Source organism: Pseudomonadota bacterium (assembly GCA_016719885.1).
Classification (GTDB): Bacteria; Pseudomonadota; Gammaproteobacteria.
Map to the genome: position 1 here is coordinate 58946 of JADJYF010000015.1, position 18933 is coordinate 77878.

At 65.0% G+C, this 18933-nt stretch carries 18 protein-coding genes; 11 read left to right on the forward strand and 7 right to left on the reverse strand.

Features of this window, described 5'->3' with window-relative positions; all coding sequences use genetic code 11:
- Positions 1 to 96: 96 nt before the first annotated feature.
- The gene (locus IPM80_16355) at positions 97 to 1014 is read right to left on the reverse strand and encodes an ROK family protein (protein MBK8959943.1); all 918 of its coding nucleotides are present in this window, start codon (positions 1012 to 1014) and stop codon (positions 97 to 99) included.
- Between the two features lie 95 nt (positions 1015 to 1109).
- Here IPM80_16355 and ispG point away from each other — a divergent pair, with 95 nt between their 5' ends.
- From ispG to rsmA, 8 genes are all read left to right on the forward strand, one after another.
- On the forward strand, positions 1110 to 2375 hold the full coding sequence (gene ispG / locus IPM80_16360; GenBank protein MBK8959944.1) for a flavodoxin-dependent (E)-4-hydroxy-3-methylbut-2-enyl-diphosphate synthase: 1266 nt from the start codon (positions 1110 to 1112) through the stop codon (positions 2373 to 2375).
- A gap of 67 nt (positions 2376 to 2442) precedes the next feature.
- On the forward strand, positions 2443 to 2967 hold the full coding sequence (locus IPM80_16365; protein MBK8959945.1) for a hypothetical protein: 525 nt from the start codon (positions 2443 to 2445) through the stop codon (positions 2965 to 2967).
- 15 nt (positions 2968 to 2982) lie between these two features.
- The gene (gene mpl, locus IPM80_16370; GenBank protein ID MBK8959946.1) at positions 2983 to 4344 is read left to right on the forward strand and encodes a UDP-N-acetylmuramate:L-alanyl-gamma-D-glutamyl-meso-diaminopimelate ligase; all 1362 of its coding nucleotides are present in this window, start codon (positions 2983 to 2985) and stop codon (positions 4342 to 4344) included.
- Positions 4341 to 4961: an LON peptidase substrate-binding domain-containing protein gene (locus tag IPM80_16375; protein ID MBK8959947.1), complete on the forward strand. Its 621-nt coding sequence runs from the start codon at positions 4341 to 4343 to the stop codon at positions 4959 to 4961. Before mpl ends, IPM80_16375 begins: the two co-directional genes overlap by 4 nt.
- 148 nt (positions 4962 to 5109) lie before the next feature.
- Entirely contained in the window at positions 5110 to 7347 is a 2238-nt protein-coding gene (gene lptD / locus IPM80_16380; protein ID MBK8959948.1) for an LPS assembly protein LptD, read from the forward strand.
- Between the two features lie 182 nt (positions 7348 to 7529).
- Complete coding sequence (locus tag IPM80_16385) at positions 7530 to 8825, forward strand: peptidylprolyl isomerase (GenBank protein MBK8959949.1); 1296 nt, start codon at positions 7530 to 7532, stop codon at positions 8823 to 8825.
- Complete coding sequence (gene pdxA, locus IPM80_16390; GenBank protein MBK8959950.1) at positions 8803 to 9822, forward strand: 4-hydroxythreonine-4-phosphate dehydrogenase PdxA; 1020 nt, start codon at positions 8803 to 8805, stop codon at positions 9820 to 9822. Before IPM80_16385 ends, pdxA begins: the two co-directional genes overlap by 23 nt.
- Entirely contained in the window at positions 9815 to 10603 is a 789-nt protein-coding gene (gene rsmA, locus IPM80_16395) for a 16S rRNA (adenine(1518)-N(6)/adenine(1519)-N(6))-dimethyltransferase RsmA (protein MBK8959951.1), read from the forward strand. The genes pdxA and rsmA overlap by 8 nt, the downstream gene beginning before the upstream one ends.
- Before the next feature lie 447 nt (positions 10604 to 11050).
- On the opposite strand, the gene aroE is transcribed toward rsmA, so the two are convergent.
- The 5 genes from aroE to IPM80_16420 all read right to left on the reverse strand — a co-directional run bounded on the left by aroE (position 11051) and on the right by IPM80_16420 (position 16160).
- Entirely contained in the window at positions 11051 to 11878 is an 828-nt protein-coding gene (aroE, locus tag IPM80_16400) for a shikimate dehydrogenase (protein MBK8959952.1), read from the reverse strand.
- Between the two features lie 72 nt (positions 11879 to 11950).
- Positions 11951 to 13012 (reverse strand): cyclic nucleotide-binding domain-containing protein, encoded by a 1062-nt coding sequence (locus IPM80_16405; GenBank protein ID MBK8959953.1) that lies wholly within the window; start codon positions 13010 to 13012, stop codon positions 11951 to 11953.
- Between the two features lie 275 nt (positions 13013 to 13287).
- Positions 13288 to 14565 (reverse strand): ammonium transporter, encoded by a 1278-nt coding sequence (locus IPM80_16410; GenBank protein ID MBK8959954.1) that lies wholly within the window; start codon positions 14563 to 14565, stop codon positions 13288 to 13290.
- Between the two features lie 314 nt (positions 14566 to 14879).
- Entirely contained in the window at positions 14880 to 15218 is a 339-nt protein-coding gene (gene glnK / locus IPM80_16415; GenBank protein MBK8959955.1) for a P-II family nitrogen regulator, read from the reverse strand.
- A gap of 126 nt (positions 15219 to 15344) precedes the next feature.
- Positions 15345 to 16160 carry a hypothetical protein gene (locus IPM80_16420; protein MBK8959956.1) on the reverse strand — a complete coding sequence of 272 codons (816 nt, stop codon included), beginning with the start codon at positions 16158 to 16160 and terminating at the stop codon, positions 15345 to 15347.
- A 298-nt stretch (positions 16161 to 16458) separates the two neighbouring features.
- Between IPM80_16420 and IPM80_16425 the strand changes: the two genes are divergently transcribed.
- The 3 genes from IPM80_16425 to IPM80_16435 all read left to right on the forward strand — a co-directional run bounded on the left by IPM80_16425 (position 16459) and on the right by IPM80_16435 (position 18600).
- Positions 16459 to 16710, forward strand: coding sequence for an accessory factor UbiK family protein (locus tag IPM80_16425; GenBank protein ID MBK8959957.1), 252 nt, complete (start codon positions 16459 to 16461; stop codon positions 16708 to 16710).
- Between the two features lie 109 nt (positions 16711 to 16819).
- Positions 16820 to 18334 (forward strand): YifB family Mg chelatase-like AAA ATPase, encoded by a 1515-nt coding sequence (locus IPM80_16430; protein MBK8959958.1) that lies wholly within the window; start codon positions 16820 to 16822, stop codon positions 18332 to 18334.
- Entirely contained in the window at positions 18331 to 18600 is a 270-nt protein-coding gene (locus tag IPM80_16435) for a hypothetical protein (GenBank protein MBK8959959.1), read from the forward strand. Before IPM80_16430 ends, IPM80_16435 begins: the two co-directional genes overlap by 4 nt.
- Here IPM80_16435 and IPM80_16440 read toward each other — a convergent pair.
- Complete coding sequence (locus IPM80_16440) at positions 18575 to 18781, reverse strand: glutathione S-transferase family protein (protein ID MBK8959960.1); 207 nt, start codon at positions 18779 to 18781, stop codon at positions 18575 to 18577. The genes IPM80_16435 and IPM80_16440 overlap by 26 nt on opposite strands.
- Between the last annotated feature and the right edge of the window lie 152 nt (positions 18782 to 18933).

An 18933-nucleotide genomic window follows, 5' to 3' on the forward strand; every position in this document is an offset into this window, starting at 1 on the left:
CTAGAAGCCGCTCGGAGTGGCTGCTGTGAATCCGGTCACAGATGCCCGGGACGCGTTTTGCGAGCGCAAGAACGGCACATGAGGGCACGCATCGCCTCAGCGAAATACCGCCGCCTCGGCCTTCGACCACAACCACGCCGCGCCTCGTACACCGCTGCTGTCGCCATGCCTGGCAATCACCACGCGACTTTCGAATTCAGGCCCGAACACGTAGGGCGGCAAGCGACGGCTGACATCGGACGCGATGTCCGGCAGGTTCGACAAGCCGCCGCCCAGCACGATGACCTCGGGATCGAAAACGTTGACGATGGTGCCAAGCGCGAAAGCCAGTTGGTCACGATGTGTTTCCAGCGCCTGCCGTGCCTGCACCTCGCCCGCGGCGGCGGCGTCGGCGATGGCCTGCGCGGTGACGCACTGGCGCGGACCCAGGACGTTGTAGGTATGGGTCAGGCCCGGTCCCGACAGGAAGGTCTCGATGCAGTCCGCGCGACCACAATAGCAGGGCCGTGGCGGCTCACCGTGCCGCGGCCACGGCGCGGGATTGTGGCCCCACTCACCGGCAATGCCGTTGGCGCCACGGATGGCGGCGCCGTTGATGAACAGTCCGCCGCCGCAGCCGGTGCCGATGATTACGCCGAACACGCTGTGCGCGCCGGCGGCAGCGCCATCAGCGGCTTCCGACACCACGAAACAGTTGGCGTCGTTCTCGAGTCGCACCGGACGCGCCAGTCGTCGCGCGAGATCGGCTTCGAGCGGATTCCCTATCAAGCATACGGTATTGGCATTCTTGACCAAGCCGCTGGCCGGTGAGGCCGCGCCCGGAATCGCGACACCCACCGTGCCGCGCGCGCCGAGACTGCGCTCGGCATCGAGCACCAGGCGCGCAATCGCATCGCAGATGGCGGCGTAATCATGGCGTGGGGTGGGCACGCGCTCGCGCAGGATGATGTCGTCATCGTCGCCGAGCACCGCGATTTCGATTTTAGTTCCCCCCAGGTCGATGCCTGTTCGCATGCGTCCACCTCGCGCTCGCCGCTTTGGCACCCTTGCCATGCTACTGTAGAATTTCCGCCGCCGTTCGCATCCACGCCACCAAGCAGAGTCTCATCATGATTTCAGAAGCCGGGTACCAGCGTCATCACAGTGTGCCGGTGCAGATCGGCGACATCACCGTCGGCGGCGAGGCGCCGGTGGTCGTGCAATCCATGACCAATACCGACACGGCCGATGCACTCGGCACCGCCAAGCAGGTGCAGGCGCTGGCGGCGGCCGGCTCGGAACTGGTGCGGATCACGGTCAATACCGAAGACGCCGCGCGCCAAGTGGCGCGCATCCGCGACCTGCTCGATGCCATGGGTTGCCGCGTGCCGCTGGTCGGTGACTTCCATTACAACGGCCACCTGCTGCTGACCAAGTATCCCGATTGCGCCGAGGCCCTGGCCAAGTACCGCATCAATCCCGGCAATGTCGGCTTCGGGCGCAAGAAGGACAACCAGTTCGCGACCATGATCGAAGTCGCCATCGCACGCGACAAGCCGGTGCGCATCGGCGTCAACTGGGGCAGTCTCGATCCCGCGCTGGTCGCGCAGATGATGGATGACAACGCCAAGCTCGCCGAACCGCGCGACGTCAAGGCCGTCACGCGCGAAGCGCTGATCCTGTCGGCCTTGAACAGCGCCGCCAAGGCCGAGGAAATCGGCCTGCCGCGCAACCGCATCATCCTGTCGTGCAAGGTCAGTGACGTGCAGGACTTGATCGCGGTCTACACCGAACTCGCCTCGCGCTGCAATTACGCCCTGCATCTCGGTCTGACCGAGGCCGGCATGGGCTCCAAGGGCATGGTGGCGTCGGCCGCCGCCATGGGCATTCTTCTGCAACGAGGCATAGGCGACACCATCCGCGTATCGCTCACGCCCGAACCGGGCGGCGATCGCACCAAGGAAGTCATCGTCGCGCAGGAACTGCTGCAGACCATGGGCATGCGCTCGTTCACGCCGCTGGTGACGGCCTGCCCCGGCTGCGGCCGCACCACCAGCACGGTGTTCCAGGAACTGGCCGGCGACATCCAGGCCTATGTGCGCACGCAGATGCCGGCCTGGAGCAAGACCTATCCCGGCGTGGAATCAATGACGCTGGCGGTGATGGGTTGCGTGGTCAACGGCCCCGGCGAGAGCAAGCACGCCGATATCGGCATCAGCCTGCCCGGCACCGGCGAAGCGCCATCGGCGCCGGTATTCGTGGACGGCGAGAAGTACACCACGCTGCGCGGCGACAACATCGCCAACGAATTCAAGGCCATTCTCAATTCCTACGTCGATGCGCGTTACGGCACGGGGGCGCCGCTCGCCGCCAAGGAAGACGCGTCCGCGGCTTGAGTCGGCCGCGCATCGAATTGTTCGCCATGTGCACGACGCGGCGTGCCTGCCGGAACGCCACCCGACCATGTTGAACGCACTGTGGGCGCTGCTGCGGGCATTCGGCGGCATCTGCATTTTCCACATCGCGCCCCAGGACCTGCCCCGTTCCACCACGCTGCTGGCGGTGACCACCGCCGGCAACATGTTGCTGTCGGTGATCATCTACGGACTGGAATCGTCGTTCGGCCAGTCGCTGTTCAAGGCCGTGCTCGAAACCGCTGTGCTGTATGCAGTGACCTTCATCCTGCTGTTCCTGCTTTCCTATGGACGGCGCTGGACGCAGACCGTGACGGCCCTCATGGGCTGTGGCACGCTGCTCGGTGCGATCGCGCTCACCACCATGTTGCTGGCGCCGGTACTGCCGGCGGACCTTGGCCTGGCGCTGCTGCGTGTCAATTTCCTGCTCAACCTGCTGGTCATCGCGCACATCCTGCGCCACGCCCTCGGCACCTGGTTCCTGGCCGGTCTGCTCATTGCTTTCGGTTACGCTCTGCTGTTGAACAAGGTCTTCATGCTCGCCGACGCGCTGCTCGGTACGGCACCGGCCTGACGGACGACTCGCGACATGCACCTACACATCCTTGGCATTGGCGGCACCTTCATGGCGGGGGTGGCGCGACTGGCGGTGGAGTTGGGCCACCGTGTGACCGGCGCCGACGCCAATCTCTATCCGCCCATGAGCGATCAGCTGGCGGCCCTGGGCGTGGAAGTCTTCAATGGCTACGACGCCGCCGCGCTGCAACCGGCGCCGGACCTGGTCATCATCGGCAATGCCTTGTCGCGCGGGAATCCGAGCGTCGAACACGTCTTGAGCAGTCGCCTGCCCTACACCTCGGGCCCGGCCTGGCTGCACGACGAGATCCTGCGTCATCGTCACGTGATCGCGGTCGCCGGTACGCACGGCAAGACCACCGTCACCAGTATCGTGACCTGGATGCTGGAGCACGGTGGCCTGGAGCCGGGCTTCCTGGTCGGTGGCGTGGTGGAGAACTTCGGCGTGTCGGCGCGTCTCGGCCGCGGCCGCGTGTTCGTGGTCGAAGCGGACGAGTACGACACCGCCTTTTTCGACAAGCGTTCGAAGTTCGTGCACTACGCGCCGAGCACGCTTTTGATCAACAACCTCGAATTCGATCACGCCGACATCTTTGCCGACCTCGACGCCATCAAGCGGCAGTTCCATCACCTGGTCCGCACGCTGCCGCGCGAGGCGCTGATCGTGTGCCCGACGCCCGACGAAGCTATCGACGCGCTGCTGGCCATGGGCGTGTGGTCACGCGTCACGCGCTTCGGCACGGGCGCGGACGCGGCCTGGCGCTACAGCTATGAGGGCGGCAGCGGCGAACTGACCATCGACGCGCCGAATGGCGAACAAGCGCGGGGCACGAGCCCGCTGCTCGGCGCGCATAACGCCCACAACGTCGCGGCGGCGGTGGCGGCCGTCGCCGACGTCGGCCTCGCACCGGCGCGCGCGCTCGAGGCCCTGACCGGCTTCGCCAACGTCAAGCGCCGCCTCGAGTTGCGCGGCACCGTGCGCGGCGTCAGTGTCTACGATGATTTTGCCCACCATCCAACCGCGATTGCCGCGACCATCGCCGCGCTGCGCAGCCGGGTCGCGCCACCGGGACGCATCATCGCGGTCAGTGAAATGCGCTCCAACACCATGCGCATGGGCGTGCACCGCGACACCCTGGCAGGCGCCTTTGCCGGCGCCGAGCGCAGCGCCCTGCTCGCGCCGCTCGATCTGCCGTGGGACATCGACGCCGCCTTCGCGCCGCTCGCCGGCCACCAGGTATTCCACGACAGCGGCGAACTGGTGGCGACGGTGGCGCAGTGGGCGCAAGCCGGTGACGCCTTGCTGGTCATGAGCAATGGCGGCTTCGACAACGTCCACGCGCGCCTGCTCGAAGCACTGGCAGCGCGGCCATGAACGACACGCCTTCCGCTCTCGGTGGCGTGCCGCTGTTTCCGCTGCAGACGGTGCTCTTCCCGGGCAGCCTGTTGCCGCTCCGGATCTTCGAGGCGCGTTACCTCGACATGATCAGCACCTCGCTGCGCCTTGGCCGCCCTTTCGGCATCGTGCCCATCCGCCTGGGTCGCGAGGTCGGCGCACCGGCCGATTTCTTTCCCTTTGGCACGCTGGCGGCCATCGAATCGTTCGACAAGGGCGCCGACGGCCTGCTGCATGTCAGCGTGCGCGGCAGCGAGCGCTTCCGCGTCGAGCAGCATGCGGTGCAGGCCGACCAGCTGACGGTCGCGGAGGTGGTGACGGTGCCGCCCGCCGCCGATCATGACGTACCGCGCGACCTCGCCTACCTGGCAAGCCTGCTCGAGGACATCTTCACCGCCAATGCCGAACACCTGCCGTATCGCGAGTTGCAGCTGAAGAGCGCACTGTGGGTGGCGTATCGCTTGGCCGAGTTGCTGCCGCTGCCGGCCGCCACCAAGGTCGCCGTGCTGCAGGCCGACGATGGCCTCGCCGCGCTGTCGCGCCTGGACGCGGGTATCCAGGCCGCCTCGTCTCCCGCCCCCAAGGGAACGCACTGACTTCGGTCCTGCACCACGACCCGTAGCGGTGCGTGTTGCTGCCGTCGGGAATCTGTGCGAACTTTAGCCCTACGCTGAGTCACCCTACGCGTCACTGCGTTAAATGATAAAAATAATCTCCTCGCGTGCGCAGGCTGCGGCCGCGCCCGTGGTTTCGCTCGTCCTGGTGGCAGCCCTCACGCTCGCCTGGTGCGGCCACGCTCGCGCCGCGATCCTCGAAAAGCGCAGCGACGACTACAAATGGCGCCTGTGCCCGCCGGCCACCATGGTGCCGGTCGCGCCGCCCTATGGCGCTTCGAACACCGACACCGAAACCACCGAAGTGCGCGCCGACGCGGTACGCATGTTGAAGGACGGCCTGAGCCAGTTTTCCGGCGATGTCGAGGTCATACGGGCGGGCCAGGCGCTTAGCGCCGACATCGTCACCTACGACCGCCAGCGCGACACCTTCGCCGCCGAGGGACGCGCGCGCCTGTGGGACAGCACCATGGTGTGGGCCGGGGCCGAAGCCTCGTACGACGCCGCCAGCCGCGTGTCCCGCCTGCGCGACGGCGACTACTGGGTGCATGACGGCCATGGCCGCGGCCACGCGCGCAGCATGCGCAACGATATGGACAGCAAGGTTACGATCCTGAAGGGCGTCGACTACTCGACCTGCCCGTTGTCCGACGAAGCGTGGCGCGTGTCGGCCTCGCGTATCCGGCTCGATCACGAATCCGAGCGCGGCTCGGCGCGCAACGCCATCCTGCGCGTCTACGACATGCCGGTGTTCTATTTTCCCTACGTGAATTTTCCGATCAGCGACAAGCGCAAGTCCGGCTTCCTGTCGCCGACGTTCGGCAATACCAACCAATCGGGCTTCGACGTGCAGTTGCCCTATTACTGGGACATCGCTCCCAACCAGGACGCCACGCTCACGCCGCGTGGCCTGACCGACCGCGGCGTGATGCTCAACGGCCAGTATCGCTACATGGGCGCGCTGTACGATGGCCAGTTCGACGTCGAATACCTGCCGAGCGACAGGCTCAAAGACGACGAATCGCGCTCCCTGATTTCCTTCAGGCACCGCCAGAAGATGCTCAACGACCGCGGTCGTCTGCGCATGATTTTCAACAACGTGTCGGACGACCAGTATTTCGAGGACTTCGGCAGCAGCATCGCGGCCACCAGTCAGCGCTTCCTCGACCGCCGCGCCGATTTCTTCTACAACGGCGGCAACTACCGAGTGCGGGGCGTGGTACAGAGCTACCAGACCATCGACAACACGCTGACGCCCGGCAGCGGCCCTTACCGCCGCCTGCCGCAGGTGATCTTCGACGGCCGCACGCCCAGCACCTATTTCGGCTTCCTGCCTCAGCTCAAGGCCGATACCTCCTATTTCGACCGCGATGCGAGCGTCACCGGTGGTCGCGTCGACGTGACGCCGGCACTGTCCTATCCGTTCGTGCGTCCGTATATGAACGTCACGCCCAAGATCGCGGTCATGCGCTCCGAGTATTTTCTCGACGACCCGCGTCAGCGCTTCGACGATCGCCTGTCGCGCACCGTGCCGATCTTCAGCGTCGATTCGAATGTCTACTTCGAGCGCCGTCTGAATTTCTTCGAGGGCGAACACATCCAGACCTTCGAGCCGCGCGTGTATTACCTGCTGGTGCCCAAAGTCCAGCAGGATGACATCCCGCGCTTCGACAGCGGCAACTACAGCGTGTCGTTCCGCAACCTGTTTCGCGACAACCGCTTCACCGGCCAGGACCGCGTGTCGGATGCCAATCAGATCGCGACGGCCATCACCTCGCGCATGATCGATGTCGAGAGCGGGCGCGAAACCTATCGCGTCAGCGTCGGTCAGATTTATTACTTTCGCGACCGCGAAGTCGAACTCGCCAACGAGGGCCCGCAGACCGCGGGTACGTCGGAGCTGATCTCCGAGGTCGCGACCAATGTCATCGAGGACTGGACCGCGCGCGGCGTGCTGCAGTGGGATCCCCACGACTCACGCACCGAGCTTGCCGCGGCCACGCTGCGCTATCGTCCCGACCTCGATACGGTATTGAATTTCAGCTATCGCTTTCGCCGAGCCATCAGTGACATTCAGCAGACCGATTTCTCCATGCGCTTGCCGGTCACCGACAACATCGCCCTGGTCGGTCGCTGGAACTACTCGGTGCAGGAGCAACGCTCGCTCGAGACCCTGGCCGGCGTGGAATACGAAAGCTGCTGCTGGGGTGTGCGCTTCGTCGGTCGCCGCTTCCTGCGCAACGCCGAGGGCGAGTTCGATAATGGCTTCTTTCTCCAGTTCCAGTTCCGCGGCCTGGGCGGCATCGGCAAGAAGTCCGGTTCGGTGCTGCACCGGGGTATCCCCGGCTACGAAGACCCCTTCGAATAACGCTCGCCTGGGGGCGGCCACGCCGGCCGGCAGCGGGCCTCGCGCCCTGGCGGCCGCAAGCGGCGATGCATGGGTTACAATTGCGCCCGCCGCGCGGTCGCCGTCCCTGCCAGTGCCGATGCCGTTCCGTGGTCCTGGCCTGAAGACAGTCGCCGAATCCGATCTGGTACCCGTGTATCCCCATGCTTGAAACCCTCATTTTTCATCGCCTGCGACGAGTCTTGAGCGCGGCCGCGCTGCTACTGTCAGCATCGGCGCACGCCGCCGAACTCGACCGCATCATCGCGGTGGTCGACGAAGACGTCGTCATGCAGAGCGAGCTCGATGAGCAGGCGGCACGTGTGCGTGATGCCCTGCGCCAGCAACAGACGGAAATGCCACCGACCACGGTGCTGGAGCGACAGGTGCTGGAACGCCTGGTGCTGGAGAAGATCCAGATCCAGGTTGCCGCCCAGGCGGGCATCAAGGTCAGCGAGAAGGAACTCAACCGGGCGGTCGCCGACATCGCCAAGCGCAACAAGCTCGAATTGCCGCAGTTCGAGAAGATCATCGAATCAGAAGGCATCTCGTTCTCACGCTTTCGCGAGCAGATCAGCCAGCAGATCGTCATCGCCAAGCTGCGTCACGAGGAAGTGGAAAACCGCATCAAGGTGTCGGAGCAGGAAATCGAGAACTTCCTGCGCAACCAGGCCACCGAGAGCGAATCGGAGCTCGAATACAAGCTTTCTCACATCCTCGTCACCATCCCGAGCGGCGCCAGCGAGGCGGAATTGAAAGCCGCGCGCGACAAGGCCGACGACGCGCTGCGACGCATCGACGCGGGCGAGGACTTCGGCGATGTGGCCTTGCGCGTCTCGGACGGTCAGCAGGCCCTGGAAAAAGGCGATCTCGGTTGGCGCAAAGGCGCGGAAATTCCCTCCTTGTTCGCCGACGCCGTCAGCAACATGAAGGTTGGCGAGAACAGCGGCATCATCACCAGCCCCAGCGGTTACCACATCGTCAAATTGATGGACAAACGCAGCGGCGAAAAGATCATGGTCGAGCAGCACAAGGTGCGGCACATCCTGATCAAGCCCAACGCGCTGGTCACCAACCAGCAGGCCCGCGATAGGCTGCTGCAATTGAAGATGCGCCTCGAAGGTGGCGCCGATTTCGCGCAGCTGGCGCGCACCAACTCCGACGACCGCGGCTCGGCGCTCAAGGGCGGCGAACTGGGTTGGGTGAGCAAGGGCCAGATGGTCCCCGAATTCGAGGAAGTGATGAAGCAGAGCCCGATAGGCGTGATCAGCGAACCGTTCCGCAGCGAGTTCGGCCTGCACATCCTGCAGGTCACCGACATGCGCGAATACGACGGCACCGAGGAAGTGAAGCGCGCCAGCGCGCGCCGCGCGATCCGCGAACAGAAGATGCAGGAAAGACAGCAAACCTGGTTGCGTAGCCTGCGCGACGAGGCCTATGTCGACTATCGCAACAAATAGCTCCGCCCCCATACGTCTGGCGCTGACGCCGGGTGAGCCGGCCGGTATCGGGCCGGATCTCGCGCTCGCGGTGGCGTGTGTTCCCCATACCGCGCAGATCCTATGCTTCGCCGACCCGGAACTGCTCGCGGCACGCGCAGCGCAGTTGGGCTGCGCCGTGGAACTGCGCGAGGTGCGCGAACCGGCCGCGCTGAAAAGCGTACCGGCGGGCGTACTGCAGGTCTTTCCCCTGCGCTGCGCGACCTCTCCGCGCGCCGGCCAGTTGGACGCGCGCAACGCGCGTTACGTACTCGACTGCCTGGATGCCGCCTGCGACGCCTGCGCTGCCGGCGCGTTGGACGGCATGGTCACCGGCCCGGTGCAAAAATCCATCATCAACGAAGCCGGCATGCCGTTCTCGGGGCATACCGAGTATCTGGCCGAACGCCTGGCGGCACCGTTGCCGGTGATGGTGTTGGTGGCCGGCACATTGCGCGTGGCCTTGGTCACGACCCATGTCGCGCTGCGCCAGGTGCCCGACCTCATCACCCAAGCCCGCGTCGTGGCCACGGTCGAGATCGTGCATCGGCAGTTGCGCGAACAGTTCGGTCTGGCCGCGCCGCGTATCGCGGTGTGCGGCCTCAATCCCCATGCCGGCGAAAATCGCCATCTGGGCTGCGAGGACGATGACGAGATTCGGCCGGCGGTCGCGGCGATGCGCGCTCGCGGATGGTCGGTCGACGGACCGTTGCCGGCGGATACCGCCTTTACGCTGGACCAACGCCGCGGCTATGACGCGATCGTTGCCATGTACCACGACCAGGGCCTTGCCGCGCTCAAGGCGGTCGGCTTCGGCGAATCGGTCAACGTCACCTTCGGCCTGCCCATCGTGCGGACTTCCGTCGACCACGGCACCGCCCTGGCATTGGCGGGCAAGGGCAACGGCCGCGCCGGCAGTCTCGAGGCGGCAATCGAAGTCGCGACGGCCCTCGCCAGTGCTCGGAAGCGCCATGGATAGATCGGAGCACGCCACGGCGCGCAAGCGTTTTGGCCAGCATTTCCTGGTCGATGGCCACGCGGTCGAGACCATCATCCGCACCACCGACCCGCGCGCCGGCGAACACGTCATCGAGATCGGTCCCGGCGAGGGCGTGCTGACCGGTCAACTGGTCGCGAGCGGCGCGAACATCCTGGCGATCGAAATTGACCGCGACCTCGTGAGCAGGCTCACGCGCCGCTTCGAGAAGGCCGACAACTTCCGACTGCACGCCGGTGACGTACTCAAATTCGACTTCGCTGCGTTACCCTCGGTGGCGGGCGGCTGGAAAGTGGTCGGCAACCTGCCCTACAACATCTCTACGCCCCTGATCATGCTGCTGCTTGGCCATGCCCAGACTTTTTCCCGCATGGTGGTCATGGTGCAACGCGAGGTGGCGGAGCGCATGGCCGCCGGCGAAGGCAGCCACAGCTACGGGCGCCTGAGTGTCATGGTGCAGCGCCGATGTTCGGTGCGCACGATCCTCGACATCGGCCCCGAGAGTTTCCGACCGCCGCCCAAGGTCGATTCCAGCGTGGTCGAACTCGTCCCCCACGGGCATACGCTGGACGCGGCCTTCGAGCAGTGGCTGTCCGATGTCGTACGGCTGGCCTTTTCCGCCCGTCGGAAAACCATCGCCAATGCCCTGCGCGGGCATATCGATGCCGCGGCCTTCGCCGCCGCCGGCATCGATCCGGGCGCACGCGCCGAGCAACTGAGCGTGGCCGACTTCGTGCGGCTGGCGGAAGTCTCCCGCCGCTGAGACCGGCACGGCTCGTTCCCCTACCGTGACGCCACCGCACGTGCCCTTTCCCCTGCGCGCACTTGCCGCCATCGCGGGACACCTTCGGGCCGGATTTCATGACAGCCACGTTACCCACAGATTCTGTGGATAACCCTGTGCATGAGCTGCATTGGAACGGGCCTGCGCGATGCCCTGAAAGCGATTGCCATCGAATTGGCCAAGATTTAACCAATTTAGATACTTGTTTATATTTATCAAATAATTGCGATTTTTATCTAGTGTTGAATCGCGGCAAAATTCGATAAGTACCGAACAAGCTGAGAGAGCTTCACGCCGGTGTGCATAACACCGCGCGCCGGCGCACTTGGCGGGCGATTTCCGACCCGCAATCGTCGCCGAATGCAAGCCCTCCGAGGGCTCGAGGGCAGACTTTTTTATGTGGATTTCGAGCGGCCCGGTGGTCGCTCAGACGCCGCTGACCAGACGCTCGCGCAACATGGCGATGACAGGCGAGGTATCAGGCGTGTAGCCATTCCAGATGGAGAACGCCGCCGCCGCCTGCTCGACCAGCATGCCCAGGCCGTCCAGAACCCGCCCGGCTCCGCGCTCGGCGGCCCACAGCATGAATCGCGTCGGCGCGGCACCGTACATCATGTCGTAACAGAGAGTGTCAGGGCCGATGAGGCGGGCATCCAGGTTGGGGAGTTCGCCCTTGAGGCTCAGCGAGGTGCCGTTGATGACGACGTCACAGGCGGCGCTACCCGTGCCGCCCCACGGCAGCAGTTCGACGCGGCCGCTATCGGCATAGCTTTCGACCAGTCGCTCTGCGCGGGCCAGGGTACGATTGGTAACCAGTACCCGCGCGGGCTGGGCGTCGAGCAGCGCGGGCAGCACCCCCATGGACGCGCCCCCCGCGCCGAGCAGCAGGATGCGTTTGCCGGCCAGCGGCGCCCCGTGGTTGATCTCGAGGTCGCGCACCAGGCCCAGACCGTCGGTATTGTCCGCGATCACGCGCTCGCCCTCGAACCACAGGGTGTTGGCGGCGCCGGCCCGCGCGGCGCGCGGCATTCTTTGGTCCGCCAGCGCCCAGGCCTCTTCCTTGAGCGGCACGGTGACATTGAGTCCGCGTCCGCCGACGGCCCGGAATTCCGCCAGCGCCCGTGACAGGTTGCCCTGCGCCACCTCGACTTTCTCGTAGACCAAGTCAATGCCGCACTGCGCGGCGAAAGCGGCGTGGATGAGCGGTGACTTGCTATGCGCTATCGGGCTGCCGACCACGCAGAAGTAAGGCAGGTCGACGCGTTTGGCGAACCATTCAGCCACGCCGCACGACCTTCGGGGCGCCACGGTCGCCCGGCATCGGGATCAAGCCGTGCCCGGCGTCTGCTCCATGAGACCGCCCTGCAGCACATAGGTCTCGAAGCCGCGCTCGCCGAGCAGGAAGGCCGCCGCCGAGCTGCGCCTGCCGGTATCGCAATAGACGATGTAGGGCACGTCGGGATTGAGCGTGTCGGTCTTGAGGCGAAGCATGAACAGGGGAATGTTGAGGCTGCCGGGGATGCCGTTGTTCGAATGCTCGCTTTCCAGTCGCACGTCGAGCAGCTTTGCGCCTTTTGCGACCCGCTCGCGCGCCTGGTCCAGGCTCAGCCAGTTGAGCATCGGCTCCTTCAGCAGTGCGTTGAAATTCTCCTTGGACAGACGCATCAAGGTGCCGTCGGTCTCCATGGTGATGTTGGCATTACGCTTGGCCTCGGACAGCAATGCTTCCTCGCCAAATGCATCGCCGTCTTTGAGCGTCGCCAGTACCAGGTCGGTGCCAGTCTTGGACGCGCGCGTCACTTTCGCCCGACCATGCTTGATGATGTAGTAGAAGTCGCCGTCGTCGCCCTGCTTGATGACCACGTCCCCGGCGCGCACCGGCATTTCCTGCATACGCATGAACATGGCCTGGATGTTGGCCGGCGGCACCTGCAGGAAGGCCTGCGACTGCAGGATGCGCGTCATCCAGTCGCAGTCGGCGTCGTCGTCGCCTTCACCGATGACGATTTCGTTGACTTCGATGCCGGACAGCTGGTCCCAGGTCAGCAGGATGTCGAGCAGGTCGCTGTCGAAGCGCGTGATCTTGCACGCGGTCTTGGTGCGCGCGGTCTGTTTGCGCGGCTGCGTATTGGACAGCGGGTGCTTGGCGACATCGGAGCCACCCCGCACCACCACCACCGCGCCGGCATCGTCGGCCAGGGTCAGTTCGCCTTCGAGCAGATATACCGTCTTGCGGTCGACATCACCGGCCTTGAAGATGACCTTGCCGGCACCGACTTCCTCGACGTAAGCCTTACCCGAGAGTTCCTGGAAGTTCTCGGCATTGAGCGCGTTCGGCGGAACCAGCGTCTTGAGGATGTTCTTGTCTACGAGTTGACCGTCTGCCATGGATTTTGACTGCTCGGATGAACGCCTGGGCTGCTTGGTGAGAACTGCGGTCCTGAGTTTCCGCGACCGCCTCTACGCGAGTGACGGTGACGGAAAAAGTGGCGGCTTCGGAGCACGCCGACCAAGCCCATCCGCTGCGCGATCACTGGCTTTCATTGTATGCCGAGTCTGTAAATCATGGGAACGGCTTTATCGCCGCGGTCGCCCGCGCAAGACGCATGTCGCGCCCGGGGCATGGCGCCGCGCGACAGCGCCGCGCCATGCCCCGCGAGCCGTCAAAGGATGTAACCGCGCTCGTCGTGTTCGCCGAGATCCAGGCCTTCGGTCTCGGTTTCCGGCGCGACACGCAGGCCGACCACGGCTTGAGTCAGCTTCAACAGGATGAAGGTCAGCGCCGCGCAATACGCGCCGATGCTCACGATGCCGATGAGTTGCACCGTCACCTGGTGACCGAGGCTGACGCCCTCGGCCAGGCCCTTGCCGCCGAACTCGCTGGCCACCACCACGCCGGCCAGGAAGGTTCCAAGGATGCCTCCCACACCGTGGACGGGAAAAACGTCCAGTGAATCGTCGATACGCAATACGCGCTTGACCAGCTGCGTGCTGAAGTAACAGACCACGCCCGCGGTCAGACCGATCAGCAGCGCGCCCAGGGGACCGGCCACGCCGGACGCCGGAGTGATGGTGCCGAGGCCCGCCACCATGCCGGTGACGATGCCCAGCACGCTGGGCTTGCCGTGCTTGATCCATTCGATGGTCATCCAGGCCAGCGAACCCGAGGCCGCCGCGATATGGGTGACCAACATGGCCATGCCGGCATCACCGTTGACCGCCACCGCGCTGCCGGCGTTGAAGCCGAACCAACCCACCCACAGCATCGAGGCGCCGGTCACCGTCATGGTCAGGTTGTGGGGCGGCATCGCCGTCTGCGGAAAGCCGCGCCGGTTGCCAAGCATCAGGGCCGCCACCAACGATGCAATGCCGGCATTGATGTGCACCACCGTGCCGCCTGCGAAATCCAGCAGGCCCATCTGCATGAGCCAGCCGTTGCCCCACACCCAGTGACACACCGGCACGTAGACCAGCATCACCCACAGCGTACTGAACAGCAGCACGGCGGAGAATTTCATGCGCTCCGCGTAGCCACCGACCACCAGCGCCGGCGTGATGATGGCGAAGGTCATCTGGAACATCAGGAACACGGACTCGGGGATGGTGCCGCTCAGGCTTTCACGCGTGATGCCCGCCAGCAGGAACTTGCCGCCACCGATGAATTTGTTCCACTCGCCGCCGTCGCCGAACGCGAGTCCGTAGCCCGCCACCACCCACAGCAGCGTGACCACGCAGGTCAAGGCGAAGCACTGCATGAGTATCGACAGTACGTTCTTGCTGCGTACCAGGCCGCCGTAGAACAAGGCGAGGCCCGGCAAGGTCATGAACAGGACAAGAGCCGTCGCTGTCAGCATCCAGGCGCCGTCACCGCCGTTCAGGCCTTCAGCACTGGCCGCCCACGGTATGGCGGCAAAAACCAACCCGAGCAGAATGCGCGACATGGGAGTCCTCCCCGAAGAACTGTTGTTATTGGCGTCTCACCGCTGCCATGCGACGGGCAGCCCCCGAGGGCGAGACTCGTGTCCGGTGATGCCGGGGTGCGTGACGGGCCTGCAATTGAAGCTCGTCGCGCCCAAGATCCGCGGGCATCGTCCGCATCGACCACATCGGCGTGCCGTGCGCCCACCCAAGGTTCACGGCCGTGATGCGATTCAATTCTGCAGTGTTTCGCGGTCGACCCGGCGTGGGCCGGCCGCGGTCAGTGTTTGTTTGGAGCGCGCCTTCAGTGGCGGCTCGTGATCCTGGAGATCGCGACTCAGAGCGCCTCGGTGCCCGTTTCGCCGGTACGGATACGCACCACTTCGAGCAGCTCGGTGACGAAGATCTTGCCGTCGCCGATCTTGCCGGTGCCGGTTGCCTTCTTGATGGCCTCGATGACCGCGTCGACCTGGTCGTCGGCTATCGCCACCTCGAGTTTCGACTTGGGGAGAAAATCCACGACGTATTCCGCGCCGCGGTAGAGTTCCGTATGCCCCTTCTGACGGCCAAAGCCCTTGACCTCCGTCACCGTCAATCCCTGGATGCCGATTTCCGACAAAGCCTCGCGCGCGTCGTCGAGTTTGAACGGTTTGATGATCGCAGTGACCAGTTTCATTGAAGCATTCCTCGTCGCCCTGTCGGCGGCCGGAGCCTGCGGCCGGGGGACGGCCGCAGGCGGGTTCGAGAGTCTCGTGTCAGCTAAGGATAACGGCTCGCAGAGCCAGCGGATATGGCCGCCGGCTTACCAGACGCTGGATACCGCGAACACCACGCCTTCGCACATGCCAGCCTTGCCGGTCACGTCGGTGCAACCGCCATCGGCGTCGTTCCACGACACGTTGAAGTTGAGCTTGCCGACGGCCTTGCTGACGCCAATCGAGTAGTGGACGTAGTCGTAACCGTCTATGGCGCCGGTGGTCTTGTCGCCCTCGACCGTCAGGTAGCCGACCGTGGCCGCCAGGCCCACGTCGTAAGGCAGCGTCACGCCGAAGTTGCCGTAGCCGTACACGCTGTCGCCGTCCTCGCCGAAGTAATCCGGCGAATAGAACACGCCGCCTTTCACGACCGGGCTGTAGGTGGCCCCGGTAAAGGCGTAGCTGGTCTTGAAATAGACCTCGGCGTAGTTGTACTCGGCACCGTTGGTGGTCACCACGCCGTTCTTGATGATCTTGCCGTCTTCGTTCTGGCCCGGGTAAGAGTAGTAGATACCGCCGATATCCCAACCCACGCCGTTGGCGAGGGCGCCGGCGAAGCCGCCGTAGTAGTCGAGTTCGACAGAAGCGCGATTGTTGGTCTGGATGGCCGGGCTGTTCGGCACCGCCAGTTCGACGTTCGACGCCCATGCACCTGCGTAAAAGCCCACCGGCGCGTACTGGTAGTCGAATCCACCCTGGATGGCCGGACCGTTATCGGTCTGGGTGATACCGCGGAACATGTAGTTCGTGGTCAGGGCGACGTTGGCGGCGAATACGTGGGCCGAGGAGGCCTCTTCCGCGTTTGCTGCCATCGTCGCGCTTGCCAGCGCGACGGCCGCGCCAATTGCACTGAGCTTATTCATCACTTTCATTTCCTCCGGACATTCAAAAACTGGTTGCTTCGCTGCGCGCTCCCGGGAGCGGCTGAAAAAGCTGTTGGCCCACCTATGCACCATGTGTGCCATGGATAAAATAATAATTTAAAATTTTATAGTTACAAGATCTTTGTAAAGAATGATCTCAGAAAATGTGATGAACTTTCATTGCCCGGCGCACCAGCGCGAAGCAGTTCCGTCGTGATTGCACTGCTGCGGTGCGATTTGGAGACTGGCGGGGGGCGCGGTCGGGCTTTACGCTTGGCGGACAAACGAGGATTGCGTGGTGATTGATTTGAAGAGCATCGAGGCCATGGCGGAGCGCATCGGCGCCCTGCTGCCGGCCGACCTGACGGCGCTGCGCGCCGAGTTCAAGACCAACGTCAAGGCCGTGCTGGAAGCGAGCCTGACGCGGATGGACGTGGTGACGCGCGAGGAATTCGACGCGCAGAGCGCGCTGCTGCGCCGTACCCGGGAGAAACTCGACAGGCTGGAAAAGCTGCTGACGGAGCGGGACACCGGCACGCCGCCCGGCTGAACGCTGGAGATTTCGTTCGACGCGGGGCGGCGCGCGCCGCTAGACTGGTGCCGCGTCGGATTTGTCCACCACGCCTCGCAGGACGCGAGGCCAGAAATGCAGGGATCGCATGTCCATCGCTCTTGCCCATACCCGCTGCCAGGACGGCTTGGACGCCCTGGCGATCTGCGTCGAAACCCATCTTTCCAACGGCCTGCCGTCGTTCACCATCGTCGGCCTGCCGGAAACCGCCGTGCGCGAAAGCCGCGAGCGCGTGCGATGTGCGTTGATCAACTCGGGGTTCGAATTTCCGCAGCGGCGCATTACCGTCAACCTCGCGCCCGGCGACATTCCCAAGGAAGGTACGCGCTTCGATCTGGCCATTGCCATCGGCATTCTGGCCGCCTCCCACCAGATCCCGCCGGCGCCGCTGGCGAACGCTGAATTCATAGGCGAACTGGCCCTGGACGGTGGTTTACGCGCCGTCGGTTCGACGCTGGCGGCGGCGCTGGCTGCGCGCGACGCCGGCCACAGCGTGTTTGTCGCGGCCGCGGACGCCGACGAAGCGGCGCTCATCGAGGGCGCCGAAGTGCACGAAGCGGCGACCCTGCGCGATGTGTGTCTGCACCTTCAGGGGCAGGCCCGCCTGCCTGCCCGCGCGTCACCGCCGCGCGCGGTGTCCATCTCCGGGTTGCCGGATCTCGCGGATGTCATCGGCCAGCCGCGCGCACGGCGTGCGCTCGAAATCGCCGCCAGCGGTGGTCACAACCTGTTGCTCATCGGCCCGCCCGGGACTGGCAAAACCATGCTCGCGATGCGCATGGCGGGGCTCCTGCCGCCGCTGGCCGAAGACCAGGCGCTCACCGTGGCGGCCATTCACTCGGTGGCCGGACAAGCCTCGCGCCTGCATGACTGGCTGGCGCCGCCGTTCCGCGCGCCTCACCATTCGGCCTCGGCCGTGGCCCTGGTCGGCGGCGGACGCGTTCCCCGTCCCGGAGAAATCTCGCTTGCCCACAATGGCGTGCTGTTCCTCGACGAGTTGCCGGAATTCGAACGGCGCGCGCTCGAAGCGCTGCGCGAACCGCTCGAGTCCGGCTACATCACCGTGGCACGCGCGGCGCGGGCGGCGCGCTTTCCGGCCAACTTCCAGCTGGTCGCGGCCATGAATCCCTGTCCCTGCGGCTTCCATGGCGACACGCGCAAGCCGTGCATCTGCACGCCGGAACGCGTCGCGGCCTACCGCGCGCGCATCTCCGGGCCGCTCGCCGAGCGCATCGATTTGCACGTCGAAGTACCGCGCCAGACCGAGGAACTTCTCGCTGCGGCCGCGCCGCGCGGAGAATCCAGCGCCGACGTGCGTACACGCGTCGGCGCATTGCGCGAACGGCAGATCGCGCTGCGCGGTGCCCTGAACGGGCAGCTGTCGAGCACACAACTGCTGAGCGCCTGCGCCGTCGCGCCCACCGCGCGTGAACTCCTGGCGCAAGCACTGGACCGCCTGGGGCTGAGCGCGCGCGGCTATCACAAGGTACTGCGCATTGCGCTCACCATCGCCGACATGAGCGGCGCGACCACGATCGAAGAAACGCATATCGGCGAAGCAATCGGCTATCGAGCGCTCGATCGAAGGATTGCGCCCAAGTGAAGGGTGCCACGCCTGTTCGGCATGCGCCTCGACCGGACGCTGCCAGGGACGGGCTGAACGCGCTTGGCCTGCTGCAGAGCGTCTCCGCCTACGAGGCCTCGCTGCGGCATCTGGTGGACTTCCCGGGCCTGTTGATGAACGGCATGCTGTCGCTGCTCCTGTTCGCGGCACCACGGAAGCCACTACCGATGACCACGACGTCGAAGGGCTCCTTCATGCGTGCGTGCTCGAGCCGGGAGTTCAGCCTGTCCACTTCAATGACGTAGCGGACGGGTGAATGCGCGCCTGCACCGAGGTCCGCGCGTTGATCCGGTCGAACCACGCGGACACACGACACAGGCTGCGGTCCAGGGGCTGACCGGCGTCCTTCATGAAGTCCATCACCGTGAACAAGGGTATGTCGGCAAGACTGAAACGCTCGCCGGCAATGTAATCGCGCCCAGCGATGAGGCCATCGAGCTATCGCAAGCCGCCCTGTGCCTTGTGTTTCAGATCGTCGGCCGCGTGCGGAATGCAGTCCACACGCGACTTGAACAGTTCGTAGCCTTCGCCTGGGGTGCGCGGTGCTGTTGGTTTTCCTGGTTGTGCAGGTGGGTTGC

Bases quoted from the DNA above. Each gene is read 5' to 3' on its own strand.
- IPM80_16410 (MBK8959954.1), bottom strand. From the start codon at position 14,565: ATGTCGCGCATTCTGCTCGGGTTGGTTTTTGCCGCCATACCGTGGGCG.
- IPM80_16355 (MBK8959943.1), bottom strand. From the start codon at position 1,014: ATGCGAACAGGCATCGACCTGGGGGGAACTAAAATCGAAATCGCGGTG.
- IPM80_16385 (MBK8959949.1), top strand. From the start codon at position 7,530: ATGCTTGAAACCCTCATTTTTCATCGCCTGCGACGAGTCTTGAGCGCG.
- glnK (MBK8959955.1), bottom strand. From the start codon at position 15,218: ATGAAACTGGTCACTGCGATCATCAAACCGTTCAAACTCGACGACGCG.
- mpl (MBK8959946.1), top strand. From the start codon at position 2,983: ATGCACCTACACATCCTTGGCATTGGCGGCACCTTCATGGCGGGGGTG.
- rsmA (MBK8959951.1), top strand. From the start codon at position 9,815: ATGGATAGATCGGAGCACGCCACGGCGCGCAAGCGTTTTGGCCAGCAT.
- IPM80_16375 (MBK8959947.1), top strand. From the start codon at position 4,341: ATGAACGACACGCCTTCCGCTCTCGGTGGCGTGCCGCTGTTTCCGCTG.
- IPM80_16430 (MBK8959958.1), top strand. From the start codon at position 16,820: ATGTCCATCGCTCTTGCCCATACCCGCTGCCAGGACGGCTTGGACGCC.
- IPM80_16405 (MBK8959953.1), bottom strand. From the start codon at position 13,012: ATGGCAGACGGTCAACTCGTAGACAAGAACATCCTCAAGACGCTGGTT.
- pdxA (MBK8959950.1), top strand. From the start codon at position 8,803: ATGTCGACTATCGCAACAAATAGCTCCGCCCCCATACGTCTGGCGCTG.
- IPM80_16365 (MBK8959945.1), top strand. From the start codon at position 2,443: ATGTTGAACGCACTGTGGGCGCTGCTGCGGGCATTCGGCGGCATCTGC.
- IPM80_16420 (MBK8959956.1), bottom strand. From the start codon at position 16,160: ATGAATAAGCTCAGTGCAATTGGCGCGGCCGTCGCGCTGGCAAGCGCG.
- ispG (MBK8959944.1), top strand. From the start codon at position 1,110: ATGATTTCAGAAGCCGGGTACCAGCGTCATCACAGTGTGCCGGTGCAG.